A 21027-nucleotide genomic window follows, 5' to 3' on the forward strand; every position below is an offset into this window, starting at 1 on the left:
CGGCCTGCACCTTGTGGACAGGCTTGCGGGATTGCAACCGGAACGGCATAGGTGGTCTTACGGGGTGGTTGAGCCGCCCCCGCATCAGGGAGACGGCCATGGCCCGGCAGGACACGCGCACACCGCCCGGAAAAGGACCGCTGGCGCAGCAAGTCCGGCTTTATGCCGGGCTGATCCTGTTTGCCTTTGCCGCGACCCATTTCCTCAACCACGCCCTGGGCAACATCTCGCTCGACTGGGCGCAGAAGGGACAGGACCTCAGGGCGCTGGTCTGGCAATCGCTGCCGGGAACGGTGGTTCTCTATGGCGCGTTGCTGCTGCATGTGGGCTTTGCCCTCTATCGCATCGCCATGCGGCGCACGTTCCGCATGCCCGTCTGGGAGGCGCTGCAGATCCTTCTGGGTCTCGCCATCCCCTATCTCCTGATCCGCCACATCCTCATGACCCGGGGTGCCGCCACCCGGTTTGATGCCGTGGTCGACTATCAGCACGAACTGTCGGTGCTGTGGCCGGGGTCCGGGCTGACGCAGAGCCTCCTTCTCATTATCGTCTGGCTGCATGGCTGCATCGGCCTGCATTACTGGCTGCGGCTGAAGCCGTGGTATCCGAACTGGCGCGGCACCTTGTTGACGCTGGCTGTCGCCGTGCCGGTGCTATCGCTGACGGGCTGGATCAATGGAGCCCGCCGCCTCGTGCTGGAGGGCCAGTTCCTGCTCAAGGTCACCCCGGCTCAGACCGCGGAACTGCAGATTCTGGCCGATGCCGGACGCATCGTGTTCTTCGCCCTGCTGGCCCTTGCGATTGCCGTTTCGCTGCTGCGCCAGTTCGGCACGGTCGGCCGCCGGCCCATTACCGTGCATTACCTCGGCGAGAAATCAGTCCGCGCCCGGCCTGGTCCGACATTGCTGGAAATCAGCCGCATGAAGGGCGTGCCGCACATGTCCGTCTGCGGTGGCCGCGCCCGCTGCTCCACCTGTCGCACGCTGATCGTCTCGGGCGCGGGCAACCTCGCGCAGCCCGGACCGACCGAGCAGCAGGTCTTGCAACGCATCCACGCCGGCAAGAACGTCCGCCTCGCTTGTCAGGTGCGTCCAGGGGCTGATCTCGTCGTCCGGCCGCTCCTGAACGGAGGCTCCGTCGTCCCGCGCGAAGGGCTGCAGGATCGCTACCGCTGGGGCACAGAGCAGCCGGTCGTGGTGATGTTCGTCGACTTGCGCGGCTTCACCGCCCTCAGCGAGGGGCGCCTGCCCTTCGATGTCGTGTTCATTCTCAACCGCTATGTCGACAGCGTCGTTCGTGTGATCCGCAAGCACAATGGCATGATCGACAAGGTCATGGGCGACGGCATCATGGCGCTGTTCGGCGTCGAAAGCGGCATGGCGGCCGGTTCCCGCTCCGCTCTTGCGGCCATCGTCGATCTCGCCGAGGAGCTGAAGCGCGTGAACCGGGATCTTGCGGCGCAGCTGTCTGCGCCCTTGCGCATTGCAGTGGGGCTGCATGGCGGCTCCGCCATTCTCGGGCGCATCGGTCTGGACGGGCGCAACGGCGTGGCCTCTGGCCTGACGGCTCTGGGCGATGTCGTCAACGTCGCCAGCCGCCTTGAAGGCGTTGCCAAGGAGCAGAATGCACTGGCCGCCATTTCGCTTGACGTACTCAGGGCGTCCGGTGCCGGGCTCGATCCTTTCCTGCCCCTGCTGCAGGTTCCGATCCGGGGCCGTGTTGCCCCGCTCGACGTTGCCTGTCCGGCAGGTGCTGGACCAATTCTGGCGGCGCTGGAACGTGCAGCGGCCGCATGAATGCGCGCGTCTGTGCAATCCAAATAGGTTGACCCAACGCGGCAACGACGGAAATATGTCAAGAAAGACAGAAATTTAGCTCTGGCAGGGCTGCGCTGTGCCTGTAAATATGCACAAGAGTTCCGGGCGGGACAGCTTTTGCTCGCGTCGGACTTCATATGCAGGTCGCATGAAGCACTTGCATCTGGGCAGGGGGCCGGAATGATGCTGCGTCGGTTGGTTTTGGCTGCGAGTCTTGCTGCGGGATTGGCTGCGAATGTGGCGATCCCGGTATCGGCACAGGCCGAGACGATGAAGTTCGCCTATCAGGGGGCCGTCAACCAGCTCGACCCCTACAGTCTCAACGAGAGCTTTTCCCTCTCGATGCTCGCCAATGTCTACGAGGGTCTTGTCCGCCGCAATGCGCAGCTCGAGCTGGAGCCGGCGCTGGCCGAGCGCTGGGAGATCCTGTCGCCGACCCATTGGCGTTTCTATCTGCGCAAGGGCGTCAAGTTCCACAATGGCAATGAGTTCAACGCCGACGATGTGGTGTTTTCCGCCGCGCGCGTTCGCTCGAAAGGCTCCGACCTCGGCAAGCGCATTGACGAAAGCGCCCGTATCGAGGTCGTAGATCCTTACACCGTCGACTTCCTGCTCGATGCCCCGAATCCCATTCTCCATGCAGAGTGGGAGACCTGGTTCATCATGGACAAGGAGTGGACCGAGGCGAACAACGCCGTCGCAGTCACCTCTGCGTCCGACACGACCGTCAACTTTGCCGGGCTCAATGCCAATGGCACCGGCCCCTTCCGCATCACCAGCCACGAGTCGGGCGTCAGGACCGTTTTCGAGCCCTATGCCGGCTGGTGGGATGTCGCCCTGCACAACTTGACGAGGGTCGAGTTCACCCCGATCGCCTCCGATGCGACGCGGGTTGCAGCACTGCTATCGGGCGAGCTGGACCTGGTCTATCCGGTGCCGGTGCAGGACATCAAACGGGTCAATGAGACCGCCGGCACGCGCGCCCTGATCGGGCCGGAACTGCGTACGGTTTACCTCGGCATGGACCAGCGGCGGTCCGAACTCCTGTTCTCCAGCGTCAAGGGCAAGAACCCCTTCCAGGATGTCCGCGTGCGCAAGGCGCTGTATCAGGCCATCGACATCGAGGCGATCCGGGCGAAGGTCATGCGTGGCATGTCCACCCCGACCGCGCTGCTCATCTCGCCCTATCTGTTCGGCCGTGCCAGTGAAATCGAGCGCTTTGCCTATGACCCTGCGGCTGCCAAGGCCCTGCTGACCGAGGCCGGTTACCCGGATGGCTTTGAACTGGTGATGGATTGCCCGAATGACCGCTATGTCAATGACGAGGCGATTTGCCAGGCCGTGGCGCAGATGCTGACCAAGGTCGGCGTCAAGACCACTGTCAACGCCATGCCGAAGGCAAAGTATTTCGCCAGGATCCTGCCCTCCGGCGGCTTCGAGACCTCGTTCTTCCTGCTTGGCTGGACACCCGGCTCACTCGACAGCTGGAACGTGCTGGAAAACCTGACCAGTTGCCGCGATGACGCGGGCAAGGGCGGAGCCTTCAACATCGGCGGCTACTGTAACCCCGCCTCCGATGCGCTGGTCAAGGAGATCATGGCCGAGAACGATCCTGTTCGCCGCGACGAGCTGATCTTCCGCGCCTTCGCTCTGCAGCATCAGGACGTTGCGCATATTCCGCTGCATCAGCAGGGCTTGGCCTGGGGCGTATCCGACCGCATGGTTGTCGCACAGCGCGCTGACGACACCTTGCTGTTCCGCTACATCACCAAGAACTGAACGGCTCGGGCGGCAAGCGCCCGGCTGTCACGAAACCCGAACGAGACTGGCAAGCGGGAACAGGCTGGCAATGATCGGATTTGCCTTCAGGCGATTGCTGCAGGCCGGCGCGGTGATGTTCGTCGTCGCGCTCATTTCCTTTTCGCTGTTCCGTCATGTCGGCGATCCGGTCAACCAGATGGTCGGGGTCGAGACCTCGACCGAGCAACGTGAGGCCCTGCGTGAGCAGCTGGGCCTCAACGACCCGATGCCGCTGCAGTTTGTGCGTTTCCTCGGCAATGCCGCCCGGTTTGATTTCGGCACGTCCTACCAGTTCCGCCAGCCGGTCGCCGATCTCTTTGCCAAGCGCATTCCGGCGACGCTGGAACTGGCTTTCACATCAGCGCTGCTCGCTCTGGCGGTGGGCGTTCCCATGGGCGTCTATGCCGGTCTCAGGCGTGAGACCGTGCTGGCTCGGCTGTTCCTGTCGCTGTCGCTGGTCGGTATTTCGCTGCCGACTTTCTTCCTCGGCATGCTGCTGATCTATATCTTCGCGGTCAGCCTGCAATGGCTGCCCAGCTTCGGGCGCGGCGATGTGGTGGATCTTGGCGGCTGGTGGACGACCGGGTTTCTCACCGTGTCGGGGCTGAAAGCTCTCGTCCTGCCAGCCATCACCCTGGCGCTCTACCAGATGACGCTGATCATGCGGCTGGTCCGGGCCGAGATCCTAGAGGTGGTGCGGGCCGACTTCATCCGCTTTGCCCGCGCGCGGGGGCTGCCTGACCGCCTCGTGTACTTCCGTCACGCGCTCAAGAACACGCTTGTCCCGGTCGTGACCATCACTGGGCTTCAGCTGGGCTCCATCATCGCCTTTGCCACCATCACCGAAACGGTGTTCCAGTGGCCGGGCATGGGGTTGCTGTTTTTGCAGGCGGTGCAGAATGTCGATATCCCGATCATGGCCGCCTATCTGATGCTGACCGGGCTGTTGTTCGTCACGATCAATTTCATCGTCGACATCCTGTATTTCCTGATCGATCCGCGCCTGCGGGCCAGTGCATGAGGAGGGGGCGATGAACATGCCTGCGGCTCGCGCCTGGTTGACACGGCTTCTTGATAGCGACCTGTGCTATGATTTTTGCCGTTCCCCCGTTGCCATCGCGGCGGCCGTGCTCGTGTTGCTGTTCGTGCTTGGGGCTTTGCTGGCCCCTCTGATCGCGCCACAGAACCCGTTCGACCTTGCCGAAATCAGCATCCTCGATTCCCGCCTGCCGCCGGTCTGGATGGAGGGCGGCGACCCGCGGTTTGTTCTGGGCACGGATGACCAGGGGCGCGACATTCTTTCGGCCATCCTCTACGGCCTGCGCATTTCTCTCGGCGTCGGCATCACGGCGGTGCTGGCAGCCGCCTGTATCGGCATCAGCCTCGGACTGGTTGCCGGCTATCTCGGCGACCGGATCGACGCGATTCTGATGCGCATCGCCGATGTGCAACTGACCTTTCCCGCCATCCTCATCGCCTTGCTCATTGATGGCGCGGCCAATGGCCTGTTCGGGCGGCTGGACCGGGAGGTCTTCGCCTTCTGGATCCTCGTGTCCGCCCTCGCGCTCTCCTTCTGGGTGCAATATGCCCGGACCGTGCGCGGTGCCACCATGGTGGAGCGGAACAAGGACTATGTTCTGTCCGCCCGCATCATGGGCCTGCCCGCGCGTCTGATCCTGATGCGCCATATCCTGCCGAATGTACTGGGTCCGGTTCTGGTCATCGCCACGATCAATCTGGCCGTCGCCATCGTCACCGAGGCGACCTTGTCGTTTCTTGGCGTTGGCATGCCGCCCACCCAGCCCTCGCTCGGCACGCTGATCGCCTCCGGCAATGACTTTCTGTATGGCGGTGAATGGTGGATCGCCCTTTTCCCCGGGGCAGCGCTTGCGATCCTGGTTCTGGCGGTCAACCTCCTGGGCGACTTCCTGCGTGATGCGCTCAATCCGAAACTGAGGTAGCGCATCAGCCTCACTGCGCGGGCCACTCTGGATCCCCTTCAATTGGGCAGGGGGCAGATCAAGTCTTCGCAGTTCCGGCTCGCCCCTGTATGCAGCAGTTTCTTGCCATGATGCCGTCGATGGTGCTTCTTGCTCGGCCTGAAGTTGCGCTCGATCACAAGCTCTAAGTTGGACAAAAGAAAAGGGGAGAGACGCCCCCGTCTCTCCCCTCACTTACAACGCCCGGTGCAATCATCTAAACATTTGCTTGGCCCTTAAATACATCGGGTCAACTCAAATTCCGTATGGTTAGAATACCGCATTGCAACATGATTGAAAGGGGTGCGCTGCACAAATTGTCAGCAAAACAGCTGCCTCCGCGCCAAAATGTCGTGCAGTTCGGAAGGGGCTTGACCTTCCAGTGACTGGAAGCCCTATCTGGGGCCAATCAGGAGATGTTGAACTGCTTCGCTGGTTCGCCTCCGCCCCACCAGATGCCTCTCGTCAGCTAGGATCCCGACCATGGCTCCGCACCGCGCCGCGACCGCCCCGACCGTAACGCTCGATATCACCGGCATGACCTGCGGTGGCTGCGCCGCGCGTCTCCAGCGCACGCTCGCGTCAGCCGAGGGCGTCAGCGATGCGAATGTGAACTTCGCACTCGAGCGCGCCACTGTGACCCTGCGCCGGAAAATGTCGCCGGCGCCCTTCATTGCGTTGGTCGAACAGGCCGGCTTCCAGGCGCGGCTGCATGATGAACCGGGCGTCAACGCAAGGCAGGAGCGTGAGAAGGCGGAAGCCGGTCAGCGGGCTGACGAACGGCGCACCGTGCTGCTGTTGGTCATGGCCGTTCTGCTCACCCTGCCGCTTGTCGTGCCCATGGTCCTGATGCCCTTCGGCATTCACTGGATGCTGTCGCCGATGACGCAGCTGCTGCTGGCGGCGCCGGTGCAGGTCTTCGTTGGTGCGCGGTTCTATCGCGGCGCGGTGAAGGCCCTTGCGTCGGGCGGGGCAAACATGGACGTGCTGGTTGCCCTCGGCACCTCCGCCGCCTTTGGCTACAGCCTTTACCGGGTGTTCGTTCCCGGTGGGGCAGGGCATCTCTATTTCGAGGCATCGGCCGTCATCCTGACGCTGGTTCTCCTTGGCAAGCTGCTGGAAACCCGCGCCAAGCGGTCGACGTCAGCCGCTGTCCGCTCGCTTGCTGCCCTCCGGCCCGACACAGCCAACCGGATGGTCGGGGATGACGTCGAAACGGTCGCGCTCAGCGAAATCCGTCTTGGCGACCGTGTTCTTGTCCGCCCGGGCGAGCGTGTGCCCGTGGATGGCACGATCCTCAGCGGCACCAGCGAGCTGGACGAAGCGCTGATCACCGGGGAAAGCCTGCCGGTCACCCGGCAGAGCGGTGACTGGGTCACCGCCGGTACCGTCAATGGCTCCGGTGCCTTGCAGGTTGATGTCGGCGCGCTTGGTGAGGACACGACGCTCGCCCGGATCATTCGCCTTGTCGAAGGGGCGCAGGCTTCGCGTGCGCCGGTGCAGAAGCTGGTCGATCAGGTCTCTGCCATCTTCGTCCCGGTCGTGCTGGTCCTCGCCGCCCTGACCTTCGCCGCCTGGTGGTTCCTCGCCGGGGACTTCGATGCGGCCTTGTCCACGGCGGTTGCCGTGCTGGTCATCGCCTGCCCCTGTGCGCTTGGCCTTGCCACGCCGACGGCGCTTGTTGCGGGCACTGGCGCTGCGGCCCGGGCCGGCATTCTGATCCGCGACATCGAGGCCCTGGAAGTGGCGCACCGGCTGAAGGTCGTCGCCTTCGACAAGACCGGTACGCTGACGGAAGGCCGCCCGGTCGTGACGGATGTGGTTGCCTTCGACAAGGACACCGACCGGCTCCTGTCGGTTGCCGCCTCGGCCCAGCTTGCCAGCGAACATCCGCTCGCCCATGCGATGGTCAATGCGGCCCGGGCGCGCAATCTGCCGCTGGCCGCGCCGAAGGAATTCGAAGCCGTACCAGGGCAGGGGCTTGTCGCCGTCATCGGTGGTCACGCGCTGGCCATCGGCAACGAGGCGCTGATGGACCAGCTGAAGATCGACCGGTTCACGGCAGACTCCCTGCGCCGCAACTTTGAGGCCGACGGCAAGACCAGCGTCATCGTCGCGCTGGATGGCCGCGCCGTTGGTGTCATCGCCATGGCGGACGAGATCCGCCCGACGGCGCGCGGCGCGCTGGAGGCGCTGAAGGCCCAGGGCATCCGCACCGCCATGGTCACGGGCGACACCGAAGCCGTCGCCCGGTCTGTCGCCTCTCGCATCGGGCTGGACGACGTCCGCGCCAGCGTCCGTCCGGAGGGTAAGGCGGAGGCAATTGCCAGCCTGCGCCAGTCCGCCGGCGGTGCTGTTGCCATGGTTGGTGACGGGCTCAACGATGCCCCGGCGCTGGCGGCGGCCGACATCGGCATTGCCATGGGATCAGGCGCGGATGTTGCGATGGAGGCCGCAGGCATCACCTTGATGCGGTCTGATCCGCTGATGGTGGCTGAAGCCATTGCCGTGTCGCGAGCGACCTTCGCCAAGATCCGGCAGAACCTGTTCTGGGCCTTTGCCTACAACGTCATCGGCATTCCCCTGGCGGCGATGGGGCTTCTGTCCCCTGCGCTGGCCGGGGCTGCCATGGCGCTCAGCTCCGTCTCCGTGGTGACCAACGCCAGCCTGCTGCGCCGCTGGAAGCCGGGCAAGCGCTGACGGGGATGGGACGCCGTGCCCGATCCCTCGGTGCATGAGATTTCATTTGTATGATGAATGACTGTTTCTGTATGATCTATTCAGATCAACAGGATCAAACGCCTCGTGCTGCCCAGTTCCCGCCCCGCTGCTGCCGAGATCGATGACGATCAGACGCCGACCCGCCGCCCGCGCGTGCGCAAGATTGTCACGCGCGCGCTGGCCGCTGACATCTGCGGCGGCGCATTTCCGCCCGGTGCCACGCTGCCGACCGAAAATGACCTGTGCCTGCGCTACGGCGTCAGCCGCACGGTGATCCGCGAGGCGCTCAAGACCCTGGAATCCAAGGGTCTTGTCGTGACCCGCTCGCGCGTCGGCACACAGGTCTGCGCCAGGGAAACCTGGAACATTCTGGATGCCGAGGTGCTGGACTGGATCGGCGCGCAGATCCTTGATTTCGGCCTTCTGACCAATGTCCTCGAAGCCCGCCGGGCCATCGAGCCCGCAGCCGCAGATCTCGCCGCGCAGCGGGCAACGCTGCAGGACATTGCCGATGTCGAGCATGCCTTTGCTGCGATGCGTGACTCCGGCGGAGACCTCGAGCGCTTCACCGAAGCCGATGTTGCCTTCCACGTTGCCCTCCTGAAGGCGAGCCGCAACCAGGTGTTCCTGCAGCTGGCCGGCATCATCGAGACCGCCATGCGCCTGTCGCTGCATGCCTCCAACGCGGTGGCAGATCTTCCCGGTGAAGCCATTGAGGCCCATGGCGCCTTGGTCGAAGCCCTGCGCCTGCGCGACAGCGCAGCCGCCCGCAGGGCCTCCGGCCATATCCTCGACCTTGGCGAGCGCGACACCGCCATCGCCCTGCAACGCGGGACGGCGCGGCCGTCCCTGACCTGATCATCCGACACGACCGCCCGGCCTGACGCCTCGGGCAAACTCTGAGGGAGAGACTGGAATGACCGAGAGCAAGCGCCGCCCCCTGCGCTCCAGTGCCTGGTTCGACAATCCGTCCGATCCGGGCATGACCGCGCTCTACATCGAGCGCTACCTCAATTTTGGCATCACCCGTGAGGAGCTGCAGTCTGGCAAGCCGATCATCGGCATCGCCCAGACCGGTTCGGATCTCTCCCCCTGCAACCGGCATCATCTTGAGCTGGCCAAGCGCGTGCGCGAGGGCATCGTCGCGGCCGGCGGCATCTGCTTCGAGTTTCCGGTGCATCCGATCCAGGAGACCGGCAAGCGTCCGACCGCCACGCTCGACCGCAACCTTGCCTATCTCGGCCTCGTCGAGCTGCTCTACGGCTATCCCATCGATGGCGTCGTGCTGACCATCGGCTGCGACAAGACCACCCCAGCCTGCCTGATGGCAGCCGCAACCGTCAACATCCCGGCCATTGCCCTGTCGGTCGGCCCAATGCTCAACGGCTGGCACAAGGGCGAGCGCACCGGCTCCGGCACCATCGTCTGGAAGGCGCGCCAGCAGCTCGCCGCCGGCGAGATCGACTACAACGGCTTCATGGATCTCGTCGCCTCCTCCGCGCCCTCCGTCGGCTATTGCAACACCATGGGCACGGCCACGACGATGAACTCGCTCGCCGAGGCGCTCGGCATGCAGCTGCCCGGTTCGGCAGCCATTCCCGCGCCCTACCGCGAGCGCGGCCAGATCGCCTACGAGACTGGCCGGCGCATCGTCGACATGGTCTGGGAGGACCTGAAGCCTTCCGACATCATGACCCGCAAGGCCTTCGAGAACGCCATCGTCGTCAACTCGGCCATCGGCGGCTCCACCAACGCGCCGATCCACCTCAACGCCATCGCCGCGCACCTGGGCCTGACCCTGACCAATGATGACTGGCAGGCCGTGGGTCTCGATGTGCCGCTGCTGGTCAACCTGCAGCCGGCCGGCGCCTACCTCGGCGAGGACTATCACCACGCTGGCGGTGTTCCGGCCGTCGTTGCCGAGCTGATGCGCAACGGCAAGCTGCCGCATCCCGATGCCGTTACCGTCAACGGCAAGTCCATCGGCGATAACTGCGGCCACGTCACGACCGATCTGCCGGACGTGATCCGCAGCTTCGACAATCCGATGAAGGAGAAGGCGGGCTTCATCAATCTTTCGGGCAATCTCTTCGACAGCGCCATCATGAAGACGAGCGTGATCTCGAAGGAGTTCCGCGACCGCTATCTCTCCAACCCGAACGATCCGGAGGCCTTCGATGGCCGTGCCATCGTGTTCGAGGGGCCGGAAGACTACCACCACCGCATCGACGATCCGGCGCTCGAGATCGACGAGCACTGCATGCTCTTCATCCGGGGCACGGGCCCGATCGGATATCCGGGCGGGGCCGAAGTGGTCAACATGCAGCCGCCGGCAGCCCTGATCAAGCGCGGCATCACCGCGCTGCCCTGCATCGGCGACGGCCGCCAGTCCGGGACGTCCGGGTCCCCGTCGATCCTCAACGCCGCGCCGGAGGCTGCCGCCATGGGTGGTCTGGCCTTGATCCAGACCGGAGACCGGGTGCGCATCGATCTGGGTCGGGGCACGGCCAACATGCTGGTGTCCGATGAGGAACTGGCCCGCCGCAAGGCTGATCTGATGGCCAAGGGGGGCTTCCCCTATGCGCCCAGCCAGACGCCCTGGCAGGAAATCCAGCGCGGCATGGTCGAGCAGTTCGACAAGGGCATGGTGCTGAAGCCGGCCGTTGCCTACCAGGACGTGGCCCACAGCAAGGGACTTCCGCGCAACAACCACTGATCAGGATCCCTCCCGGTGCGGTCTGTAAGCAGGTCGTGCCGGGAGTTCCTCGCCCCGGTTGGTAATCCCGTTCTTACACTTCCCCGGTAATCTGCAGACAACAGGCAAAGCTCACTTGACGATTACGTAAAGGGTATGCTTGGGTCCGTGCAAACCGGCGAGAGGCGCCGGGCATTCGGGAGATGAGACATGACGCTGGAACAACTGACGGAAGCTGTGCGTGGCAAGGTCGCCGGTGGCGGCATCGACGAGAGCGTGAAGTTCGACCTCGGCGACGCCGGCGTCATCGTCATGCAGGGCACGAACGTCACCAATGACGACGCGGACGCCGATTGCACCATCACCATTTCCGCCGACAACCTGGCTGACCTCCTGGCTGGCGACCTGAACCCGACGATGGCGTTCATGTCCGGCAAGATCAAGGTCGCCGGCGCCATGGGCGTCGCCATGAAGCTCAGCAGCGTCCTCTGAGACCTCTGGTCTTTTTGCCTTGAAACAAAAAAGCCGGCGCATGCGCCGGCTTTTCCATGTCGAGAACCACCCTCTCAGCAGAGCCAGCAGTTTTCCGGCATCTTCGGGGCTTCCACCGGGCCGCCGGCGGAAAGCCAGCCGTTCATGCCGGCGGTGACATGGCCAACGTTGCTGAAGCCGATGTCGTCGGCGAGATACTTGGCCAGAACCGAGCTGCGGTTGCCGGAGCGGCAGATCAGGATCAGTTCCTTCGACGGATCATCGACCAGCTTCTGCAGTTCCGGACCGAAGTTCGGGTTCACCTGACCGGCCGGATCGAAGAACGTGACCAGATTGACGCCGGCGATAACGCCGGTTTCGGTCCATTCCTGCGGCGTGCGGATGTCGATCACGGTGGCGCCTGCGGCCATCCGTTCCTTTAGCTTGTCGTTGGTGAGTTCGGAAAAGCTCTTGCTCTTCACGCCCAGCAGCTCGACTTCAAACTTCAGCGTGGCATTCGGCGGAATGACGCCGCCAGCGCCGCGCTCGCCATAGGCCAGCTCCGGCGGAATGATCAGCTCGCGCTTGCCACCGACCTTCATGCCGACCACGCCCTGTTCCCAGCCCGCGATCACTCGGCGCTCGCCCAGGGTGAAGCTGAAAGGCTGACCCCGGTCGAGACTGGAATCGAACTTGGTGCCGTCCATCAGCCAGCCTGTGTAATGCACGCTCACGGTCATGCCGACATCGGCTTCCTCGCCGGTGCCTACGATCAGGTCCTTCATCTGCAACTCCTCTGCTGCGGCGGGAAACGCCAGGAAGATCGTCAGCAGGGCCGCTGCAATTCGCTTGAACATCAATGCGCCTCTTCACGTCGCAGGCCAGGAATGGCCATGGGTCCTTGCTCTGTCCCGAATTGGGGGCAGGAGCGGGCGCAAGTCAAGCCAAGGCTCAATCGGCCAGCGCGTAGTAACGCTGCGACAAGGCGCGCAACTTCGGTGAGGAGAAGTATTTCATCTTGGCCGGAGCGACGTCATAGGCAATGCCGACCCGCGTTCCGGCACGCCAGCGGATCGTGGCCAGCGCCACGGTGTTGTCGAGCTCGTCATAGAGCACCAGCTCCTCGGGCAGGGTGATCCCCTCCGGGACAGTCAGTCGCGCGCCGCCCGCCGACACGTCATAGATGCCGCAATCGCACAGGAACCGGTTGTCGGCATCGGCCAGCCGTCCAGCCCTGAGGCGCGTGCGCTGGCGCGGATGACGGCGCAGGTCTTTGGTCGCTGCGGAAACAGATCGCATGGCAAGCCTCCCCGGCAGGTCGCGCTGCCGAACCGTGTCGCCGATGCCTGCAACAGTGGCACCGTAGATCGATCTGCAACTTGCGCTGCCAGGCTTGCGTGAACCTTGCGCAAAACTTCCCTTGCGGAAGAAGTTAGCCGACCGGGGTCTCCGCGACCGGCGTCAACACCCGGCGTTGGTGGAACCAGCCGGTCAGGTTGTCGACGACCAGCTGCCCCATCGCGTTGCGCGTTGCCTCGGACGCCGAGCCCACATGCGGCAGAAGCACGGCGTTTGGCAGGTCCAGCAGCGCCTGCGGCACATGCGGTTCGTTCTCGAACACGTCGAGCCCCGCCGCCAGGATCGTTCCCTTGCGCAGCGCTTCGGCCAGCGCCGTTTCGTTCACCACCGATCCCCGGCCAATGTTGATCACGACTCCCTGCGGTCCGAGGGCTTCGAGCACTCGCTCCCCAACCATATGGCGCGTTTCCTCGCCGCCGGGGGCGACCAGCATCAGCGTGTCGACGGCTTCGGCCAGGCTGACGAGGCTGGGGTGATAGGTATAGGCAACGCCTTCCTGCCGGTTGCGGCCGTGATAATGGACCGCCATGCCGAAGGCTTCGGCCCGTTCGGCAATCGCCTTGCCGATGCGGCCAAGGCCGAGAATGCCCAGCGTGCGGCTGCGCAAGGTGCCGCGTGTCAGGGGAAACGCGCCCTGGCTCACCCATTTGCCCTGCCGCAGCCAGCGTTCGGCGGCCGGCAGTTCGCGGATGGTCATGATCATCAGCGCGATCGCCGTATCGGCCACTTCATCCGTCAGCACGTCCGGCGTGTTGGTGACGATGATGCCCTTCGTGCCGCAGTAGGCCGCATCCACATTGTCGTAGCCGACGCCGAAGTTGGCGACGATCTCGAGCTTCGGCAGCCTGTCGACCAGAGCCTTGTCGACAGGCCGGAACGAGATGGCGACGCCGCGGATCCTTTCGGCAACCTCGGCCAGCATGGCGTCCCGGTCCTCAGCCTCATACAGCTTGTGTAGGGTGAAATGCGGCTCCAGCCCGTCGAGAATCATGTCGCGCATCGGGGCAGGGACGAGAATGTCGGGGCGGCTCATGGAGATGTCCTTCGGGCGGATCGCTGGCAAGGACCGCATAACAGACCAGCGCGCCTGCGCTTGCAAGGCCTTCGGCAGGACTTGCCGTTCGCGCTGTGGTTGACCGGTCCTGTGAGCTTTGACAAAGTGCCGACAAGCCCGGGGCGGGGTGTCCAGACGACAGGGCAGCAGGCCGCTTCCGGCGCGGGAGTAAGCATGCCGAGCCTGCCCGACCTCATGAACCGTCTGTCCGTTGGCGCGGCCTGGCTGGCGGTAATCCTGTTTTCAGCAGCCGGGCTGCTGCTTGCGCTGGATGGTCTGTCAGGCTTCATCGTGCATCGTCCCGTTCCCTATGCGGTCGATGCCGCGCAATTGCTGGGGCTCTGGGGTGCGCTGCTTCCCCTGGCTTTCCTCTACAGTTCCCGGCGGATCTGGGGGCCGCAGCATTTCAACGAGCCCGTGGGGCGCGGTGCGGCGCGGCGGCGCTCGCTGAAGCCGGGTCCACGCTTCATCCAGATCCTCGTCGTTGTTGTCTCGCTCGGGGTCACGGGCATCGGCGCGGTGCAGCTTGGCCGCGCCGCGGCTGATGGCGGCTGGTCTTTCCTCGCCACGCTGGCCTTGCCGGCGGGCTTTGCCCTGCTTGGCCTGCAGGCCGTCTCGGACACGATGCTGCACCGCTTTGGCTCCCCGCCTGCTGTCAATCGCAAGGCTCCGCGATGACAGTGGATGCCATGACTGGCCTGGGCGGCCTGTTCTTTCTCGTGTCGCTTCTGCTCATGCGCATGCCGGCGGCCATCGCGCTGCTGCTGGTCGGAGTGCTGCTCCTTGGCATTGCCGGCGCGCCGTTCGGCGGCATTCCGGCCGCGATGCTGACAACGCTCGACCGGCAGGACGTGCTTGCCATTCCGCTGTTCCTGTTCTTCTCGCATGTGATGGTGAAAGGCGCTGCGGCTGACACGCTTCTCCGCTTTTGTCAGGCCATTGCCGGGCACTGGCCCGGCGGGCTTCTGGTTGCCGCTGTCGCTGCCAGCGTTCTCCTCGGCTTCGTCACGACATCGGGCGTTGCGGCAACGGCCTCGCTCGCCGCCCTTGCCTTGCCGGGCCTGCTTGCCGCCGGCTATCCGCGCTGGCTCGTGCTGGGGCTCATGGCCGGCAGCGGCACGCTGACCCTGCTGCTGCCGCCTTCCATGCCACTGATGATGCTCGGGCTTGTCACGGATCAACCCGCCGGAGACCTGTTGCTCGCCGGGGCCTATCCCGGGCTGCTTCTGTCCCTGGTGCTTATCGTGATGGCAATGGCCCTCGGGGCTCGCTTTGGCCGCCGGCACAAGAAAATGCCGGTGACCCGCCGCCGGGAAGCGCTCATTGGCGGCGTCCCTCTTCTGCTGCTGATCGGCGTGCTGATGTCCATCGCAGTCTTTGGCGAGCTGGCGGCGGCGCAACTGGCGGCCATCGCCGCCACCCTCGCGGTGCTGGTCGTCTGCGGTGTCTACCGCCGCCTGTCGCTGCGCCAGCTTGCCGACACGGCGTTTGAAAGCACGCTCGGCGCCGCATCCCTGCTGGCCATCGCCGCCGGGGCCAAGGCCCTGCTGCTCGGCCTGTCGGTGACCGGCTTCCCGGGGGCCTTGACCGGCCTTGCCGGCGGTCTTTCCAGTGTCGCCATCTTCATCGTCCTGCTCAGCCTGCTGGTCATCGTGCTGGCGTTCCTGCTCGACGGGCTCGGTCTGTTGCTGGTGGTCCTGCCCGTGCTGTTGCCGGCCGCGCTCGTGCTGGGTCTCGATCCGGTGTGGCTGGCGGTCTATTTCGTCATGCTGCTGCAGGCGGCGCTGGTGCTGCCGCCCTCCGGGCTCAATCTCTTGATCATCCAGGGACTGGCCCGGTCACAGCCTGCGGAATTCACGGAAGGGGCGGCGGTGTTCCTGGTGCCGCTCGCCCTTGTGGCTCTGGTCTGGTGCCTCTGGCCGGGTCTCCCCTTTGGCGAGCCCGTCATCCTCACCCTGGTACCCACTGCCTGGTGATACCTTGATGTCTTCGTCATGCCATGGCTCGACCACGGCATGACGGCTGCCAGAGTTTAGCGTCTTTGCCTCGCCCCTCCGCACCCGCACGGGGATGACCTTCGGAACGAACTCCGGCCTGCCTACTGACCAGGCGTCCACAGCCGGGACATGTCGAAGGCATGCACATCCTTCAGCAGCTCCACAAAGCCTTCTGCCGCATGGTCCAGCGAGGCCTTGCCTTTCTCTGCCGTGGCGCGGGCGGCATTGCCCACGGCACCGGCCGGGTTGAGGTCCTGCGCCTTCCAGCCGAACTGCTGCTGGCCATGCCCGCGCAGATATTTGAACTCCTTGATGAAATCCTGCTGTGTCGAGGGGAAGTCGATGGCCTTGTCCATGCGCACCAGCTCCGGGTGCAGATGCAGCATGATCGAGGTCTCGATGTCGCCGCCGTGGATGCCATAGGTGAATTCCTCGGCCGGGAACACGCCCTCCGGCTGGCCGAAGCGCGACCAGGCCGTGGCCGTCACCAGCATCTCGTGGCTGATGCGCAGCTCCCGCGCCACGATGTCGATGATCGGCACATTGCCGCCGTGGGAATTGATCAGCACCAGCTTGCGGATGCCGGCGCGGGCGACGCTCTCGCCGATGTCGATCCACGCCCGCGTCAACGTCTCCCAGGAGATGGTCAGCGTGCCGGGCGAGGAGATGTGCTCGTTCGACTTGCCGATCTGCTGCACCGGCAGGAAGGTCACCGGCAGGTCGTCAGGCAGCAGCTCGACGGTGCGGCGGATCTGCCCCTTGGCGATGGCCGTGTCCGTCCAGACCGGCAGATGCGGCCCGTGCTGTTCGATCGCGGCCACCGGCAGCACGGCAATCCAGCCGCTGGTGTCGGAGCCGGAGAAATCGGTCGTGGTCATCTCGTGCCAGAAGCGGCGCGGCAGGGCGGTCATGGAAGGCCTCGCTGGAGCAATCGGAAGGTCCGCCGAGATTAGCCGCCTGATCCCCTGCCGTCATGCCTGTTCTTGCGGCGTCCGTGCCTCTCCCGGCGGCTCACGCAAAACTGATCAAAGCCGTTAATCGCCGTTAACCGATTGGAAATGTACCTTCCGCAAAGTCAGCTGCATGCTGACCGCACTGTCTGCCCTTTCGGTCGGGGCCACCCAGCGGGGTGGAACCCAGGGCCAGTCGGGACCGCTCACGCATGATCCGCGTGACCGGGACGGCACCGTCGTGTCTGCCCGGCAAAGTGCAAGCGATCCGGTCCGCCAGGCTGAACGCTCGGGCGCTGTCGCCACCTTCTCGGCTGCGGCCCTTCAGGCGCTGCAGGACAGCGAAGCCCTGCAGCCGGAGGAAGATCGCAAGACGAAGGAATCCAGCGCGCCCGTGTCCGATGCGTCTGCTGGCCAATCCGGCCCGCAAGGCGAGACCGCGACTGCACAGTCTTCCGGGCTGGAGGCGTCGGCAGAGAAAGCCGGCAGTCCGTCAGAAGAGGAAGACCCGGACCAGGACGGGTTGACCGAGGAAGAAGAGGACCAGGTCGAAAAGCTGAAGCGGCGTGACCGCGAGGTGCGGGCGCATGAGCAGGCGCATGCCCGGGTCGGCGGCCCCTATGCCGGTGCACCCAGTTATACGTTCCAGCAAGGGCCGGACGGTGGCCGCTATGCCATCGGCGGCGAGGTCCAGATCGATACCTCGCCGGAAAGCGAACCGGAAGCCACGGTCCGCAAGATGCAGATTGTCATCCGTGCCGCGCTCGCCCCTGCCGAGCCGTCCTCGCAGGATCTGCGCGTGGCACAGCTCGCCCGCTCGCAGCTGCAGGAAGCACAGTCGCAGGCCCGGACCGAGGCCGCCGCCGAGCTGCGCGGCGAGGAAGGGGAGGGCGAAGGGGTAGCGCAGACCAGCCAGACCACAGCCACTGCCCCTGCGGACAAGTCGGAGCCGTCCGGATCGCGTCAGTCTTCAAATGAGGACAACGAAAGGTCCGCAGACGCTGAAAGCCGGCCCACTTCGGATGCCGCGGAGCGCCGCTCGCAGGAGACGGCCAGCGCCTATCGGCAGGCGGCAGACCGGCTGGTGGAGGCCGGCCGGCTTGCGGCAGGCACGGGTATTTTCGCCTGAGATCAACTGGTTCTGATTGTTTCTGCCATCTGGCGCTTGAGTTTGTCACCCCTTGGCCGCAATTAGCATCGATACGTGTTTTGCCTTCCTTTTGCGCTCATCCGGATTCCCGCCATGTCCCATCTCGCCCGCGCCCGGCTCGCCGTGGCCATCGTGTTCTTTGCTGTCGGCAGTCTGGTCGGCACATGGGCCTCGCGCATTCCGGATATCAAGTCCTACCTCGGCCTGTCCGAAGCGGGTTTCGGGGTGCTGCTCCTGATCATGGCGGTTGGCGGCATCCTGTCCTTCCCCCTGTCCGGCCGGGCGATTGACCGGTTTGGCGGCGTCACCGGTGCGCGGGTGGGCGTTGCGGTCTGTTTCGCCATCTTTGCGCTGGTGCCGCTGGCCGGATCGGTCTGGGTGATCGCACCGATCCTCGCCGCCTTCGGTGCCATCATCGGCGCGTCGGACGTGGCCATGAACGCCTGGGCCGCCGAGGTGGAAAAGGCCATGGCCAAGCCGATCATGTCGTCGTTCCACGGCCTGTACAGTCTGGGCGCAGGCGTGGGCGCTGGCTTTGGTGGTCTCACGATTTCGCTAGGCTGGAGCGTGACGACCCATATCTGGGTCGTGCTCGCCGCCCTCTCGGTTATCTGCCTCATCTTCGTCCGCGTGCCCTGGACCTCCGAAACGCACGAGACCACGGGCAAGCGTCCGCCGCTGGTGGCCCTGCCGCGCGGGGGACTGATCTTCATCGGCGGCATGGCCTTCTGTGCCGCCGTCAGCGAGGGTTCGGCCGTCGACTGGGCCGCGCTCTACCAGATCCAGGAACTGGGGATCGAGCCGTCGATGGCCGCCATCGGCTTCTCGGTCTTCTCGGTGGCCATGGTCGGCATGCGCTTTGCCGGAGATTTCATCATCGCCCGCTTCGGCCAGATGAACACCGCGATTGCCAGCGGCATCACCGCCGGCATCGGCGCCATGATCTTCGTGCTCGGCAGCGATCCTTACGTGATCTGGCTCGGCTGCGGCATCATGGGCCTCGGCAATGCGGTCATCTTCCCCATCGCGTTTTCCCGCGCCGCCGCTGATCCGGACATGTCGCCGGGCGAGGCGCTGGCCGCCGTTTCCACCCTCGGCTACGGCGCCTTCCTGTTCGGCCCGCCGCTGATCGGCTTCATTGCCGAAGCCTCGTCGCTGCGGGCCTCGTTCCTGTTCATTGCCGTGTTGTCGTTCCTCATTGCCGTCTTCGCCTTCCTCGGCCGCCGGCAGGAACGCCGCGACGTATGAGGGCAAGGCCAGCGGCGCTCCCGCTGGCCTGCCTCCGTCATAGGCTTTCGAGGAACCGCCGTGCTGCCTCGCCATGCTCGTGGCGCAGACGGGCGGTGTCGATGGTCACCGGTTCGCCGTCGGTCACCGTCCATGCGCCGCCCACCATCACCCTGTCGGCCCGGTGCGCGCCGCACAGGATCAATGCCGCCAGCGGGTCTCCCGCACCGGAGAAGCGCAGCTCGTCGAGGCTGTAGAACGCCAGATCCGCCATCTTGCCGATGGCGATCGCGCCGATGTCGTCCCGGCCAAGACACCGGGCCGAGCCTTCCGTGGCCCAGCGATAGGCATCCAGGTGCGTCACCGAGGCTGCGTCATAGGTCAGCCGGTTGATCATCAGCGCGTGGCGCAGCCCTTCCATCAGGTTGGAATTGTCATTGGAGGCCGAGCCGTCGACGCCGAGGCCCACCGGCGATCCGGCCGCCTCCAGCTCCTTCGTCCGGCACTGGCCCGACGCCAGCACCATGTTCGAGGTCGGGCAATGGCAGACGCCGACGCAGGCATGACCAAGCCGGCGCACCTCGTCGTCGTTGAAATGGATGCCATGCGCCAGCCAGGTCCGGCTGGTCAGCCAACCGCAGTCCTCGAGATAATCCACCGGCCGGCAGTTGAACTTGGCCTCGCAATAGGCGTTCTCGTCGTGGGTCTCGCCCAGATGCGTGTGCAGGCGGCAGTCGTGCCGCTCGGCCAGAACCGCGCTTTCCTTCATCAGCTCCCGCGTCACCGAGAAGGGCGAGCAGGGTGACAGCGCCACCTGCAGCTTCGCGCCCTTCGACCGGTCATGGTATTTCGCCAGCACCCTTTCGCAGTCGGCCAGGATCGTGTCCGTGTCCTGCACCACGCTGTCGGGTGGCAGGCCGCCGTCCTTCTGGCTGAGGTTCATGGACCCGCGCGTCAGCGTCATGCGCAGGCCCACCCGCTCGGCCTCCTCGGCCTGGATGTCCATCGCCGCTTCCAGCCCGCCCGGATAGAGGTAATGGTGGTCGGCAGCGGTGGTGCAGCCCGACATCATCAGCTCCGTCAGGGCGAGACGGGTGGCGAGGCGGAAGGTCTCCGGCGTCACGGCCCGCGCCCAGATCGGATAAAGCGCCTGCAGCCAGGGAAACAGCTCCTTGTTGATCGCCTCAGGGTGAGCCCGGGTCAGGGTCTGGTAGAAGTGATGATGCGTGTTGACGAGGCCGGGCACGATGACATGCCGTCCGGCGTCGAAGGTGCCGTCCACCGGCAGCATCGGCGTGCGGCCGCGCCCCACCAGCTCGGCGATGACGCCGTCCTCAATGACAATCCCCCGTTCCGCGCCCTCAGCGAGGATGGCGATCGGGTCCTTGATCCACAAGCGCATGATAAATCCGGTCCTTCTGATCGGGATATGATCTGGACCTGCAGGCTTTGATAGCGGTGCTCAATTTCACCGCCCGAGTTCCGCACAGGGTCACCTGACTGCGGCTCCAGTCTTCGTCTGCCACAGGCTTCCGCGCAAGGGGGAAGTGCGGGCTGACCCGCCCTCTCGTTTCCGTCCCGCTTTGTCCTTGTCATGTTTCTCAAGGGCTTACGGCGGCTTTTGTCCGGGTTCAAGGAATCTTCACCTTGTCCCCGGGGGCGGCGTTGACTCTCGGGGAGGGCAGGCGCATAAAGAACAAAATAGGAACATTGACGTTGACAGACCTGCCTTCACGTCCCCCGTGAAAGGCCGGAACAACCCGGTTTTGCGCCATGCATGACTTCGAGACCCTCTCCCGGATGATGC

17 protein-coding genes are annotated in these 21027 nt (G+C 64.9%); 12 read left to right on the forward strand and 5 right to left on the reverse strand.

Annotated elements, in window-relative coordinates; all coding sequences use genetic code 11:
• Nucleotides 1-98 precede the first annotated feature (98 nt).
• The 8 genes from OVA12_RS01530 (at nucleotide 99) to OVA12_RS01565 (ending at nucleotide 11504) form a co-directional block, all read left to right on the forward strand.
• Nucleotides 99-1796: an adenylate/guanylate cyclase domain-containing protein gene (locus OVA12_RS01530; RefSeq protein ID WP_268133869.1), complete on the forward strand. Its 1698-nt coding sequence runs from the start codon at nucleotides 99-101 to the stop codon at nucleotides 1794-1796.
• A gap of 201 nt (nucleotides 1797-1997) precedes the next feature.
• The gene (locus tag OVA12_RS01535) at nucleotides 1998-3596 is read left to right on the forward strand and encodes an ABC transporter substrate-binding protein (protein WP_268133870.1); all 1599 of its coding nucleotides are present in this window, start codon (nucleotides 1998-2000) and stop codon (nucleotides 3594-3596) included.
• 70 nt (nucleotides 3597-3666) lie between these two features.
• Nucleotides 3667-4638 carry an ABC transporter permease gene (locus tag OVA12_RS01540; RefSeq protein WP_268133871.1) on the forward strand — a complete coding sequence of 324 codons (972 nt, stop codon included), beginning with the start codon at nucleotides 3667-3669 and terminating at the stop codon, nucleotides 4636-4638.
• A 10-nt stretch (nucleotides 4639-4648) separates the two neighbouring features.
• Nucleotides 4649-5578 (forward strand): ABC transporter permease, encoded by a 930-nt coding sequence (locus OVA12_RS01545; protein WP_268133872.1) that lies wholly within the window; start codon nucleotides 4649-4651, stop codon nucleotides 5576-5578.
• Nucleotides 5579-6079: 501 nt separating this feature from the next.
• Complete coding sequence (locus OVA12_RS01550; RefSeq protein ID WP_268133873.1) at nucleotides 6080-8296, forward strand: heavy metal translocating P-type ATPase; 2217 nt, start codon at nucleotides 6080-6082, stop codon at nucleotides 8294-8296.
• Nucleotides 8297-8401: 105 nt separating this feature from the next.
• Entirely contained in the window at nucleotides 8402-9175 is a 774-nt protein-coding gene (locus tag OVA12_RS01555; RefSeq protein ID WP_268133874.1) for a FadR/GntR family transcriptional regulator, read from the forward strand.
• A 58-nt stretch (nucleotides 9176-9233) separates the two neighbouring features.
• Nucleotides 9234-11033, forward strand: coding sequence for an IlvD/Edd family dehydratase (locus OVA12_RS01560; protein ID WP_268133875.1), 1800 nt, complete (start codon nucleotides 9234-9236; stop codon nucleotides 11031-11033).
• Nucleotides 11034-11222: 189 nt separating this feature from the next.
• A complete protein-coding gene (locus OVA12_RS01565) occupies nucleotides 11223-11504 on the forward strand; it encodes an SCP2 sterol-binding domain-containing protein (protein WP_106751548.1) in 282 nt (93 codons plus the stop codon).
• Nucleotides 11505-11578: 74 nt separating this feature from the next.
• Here OVA12_RS01565 and OVA12_RS23935 read toward each other — a convergent pair whose 3' ends face one another.
• The 3 genes from OVA12_RS23935 to OVA12_RS01585 form a co-directional block, all read right to left on the reverse strand.
• Nucleotides 11579-12340, reverse strand: a complete 762-nt coding sequence (locus tag OVA12_RS23935) for an FKBP-type peptidyl-prolyl cis-trans isomerase (RefSeq protein ID WP_442793798.1) — start codon at nucleotides 12338-12340, stop codon at nucleotides 11579-11581.
• Nucleotides 12341-12434: 94 nt separating this feature from the next.
• Entirely contained in the window at nucleotides 12435-12782 is a 348-nt protein-coding gene (locus OVA12_RS01580) for a PilZ domain-containing protein (protein ID WP_268133876.1), read from the reverse strand.
• A 133-nt stretch (nucleotides 12783-12915) separates the two neighbouring features.
• Nucleotides 12916-13875 (reverse strand): 2-hydroxyacid dehydrogenase, encoded by a 960-nt coding sequence (locus OVA12_RS01585; RefSeq protein ID WP_268133877.1) that lies wholly within the window; start codon nucleotides 13873-13875, stop codon nucleotides 12916-12918.
• Between the two features lie 195 nt (nucleotides 13876-14070).
• Here OVA12_RS01585 and OVA12_RS01590 point away from each other — a divergent pair, with 195 nt between their 5' ends.
• Both OVA12_RS01590 and OVA12_RS01595 read left to right on the forward strand, forming a co-directional pair.
• Nucleotides 14071-14574: a hypothetical protein gene (locus tag OVA12_RS01590; RefSeq protein ID WP_268133878.1), complete on the forward strand. Its 504-nt coding sequence runs from the start codon at nucleotides 14071-14073 to the stop codon at nucleotides 14572-14574.
• Entirely contained in the window at nucleotides 14571-15872 is a 1302-nt protein-coding gene (locus OVA12_RS01595) for a TRAP transporter large permease subunit (RefSeq protein WP_268133879.1), read from the forward strand. Before OVA12_RS01590 ends, OVA12_RS01595 begins: the two co-directional genes overlap by 4 nt.
• A 122-nt stretch (nucleotides 15873-15994) precedes the next feature.
• Here OVA12_RS01595 and OVA12_RS01600 read toward each other — a convergent pair whose 3' ends face one another.
• On the reverse strand, nucleotides 15995-16804 hold the full coding sequence (locus OVA12_RS01600) for a creatininase family protein (protein WP_268133880.1): 810 nt from the start codon (nucleotides 16802-16804) through the stop codon (nucleotides 15995-15997).
• A gap of 172 nt (nucleotides 16805-16976) precedes the next feature.
• Between OVA12_RS01600 and OVA12_RS01605 the strand changes: the two genes are divergently transcribed.
• The gene (locus OVA12_RS01605) at nucleotides 16977-17972 is read left to right on the forward strand and encodes a putative metalloprotease CJM1_0395 family protein (RefSeq protein WP_268133881.1); all 996 of its coding nucleotides are present in this window, start codon (nucleotides 16977-16979) and stop codon (nucleotides 17970-17972) included.
• Between the two features lie 114 nt (nucleotides 17973-18086).
• Nucleotides 18087-19241: an MFS transporter gene (locus OVA12_RS01610; protein WP_268133882.1), complete on the forward strand. Its 1155-nt coding sequence runs from the start codon at nucleotides 18087-18089 to the stop codon at nucleotides 19239-19241.
• 37 nt (nucleotides 19242-19278) lie between these two features.
• On the opposite strand, the gene OVA12_RS01615 is transcribed toward OVA12_RS01610, so the two are convergent.
• Nucleotides 19279-20622 (reverse strand): 8-oxoguanine deaminase, encoded by a 1344-nt coding sequence (locus OVA12_RS01615; RefSeq protein WP_268133883.1) that lies wholly within the window; start codon nucleotides 20620-20622, stop codon nucleotides 19279-19281.
• Nucleotides 20623-21027: the final 405 nt, after the last annotated feature.

Origin of the sequence: Pannonibacter sp. SL95 (genome assembly GCF_026672425.1) — a bacterium.
Classification (GTDB): Bacteria; Pseudomonadota; Alphaproteobacteria; order Rhizobiales; family Stappiaceae; genus Pannonibacter.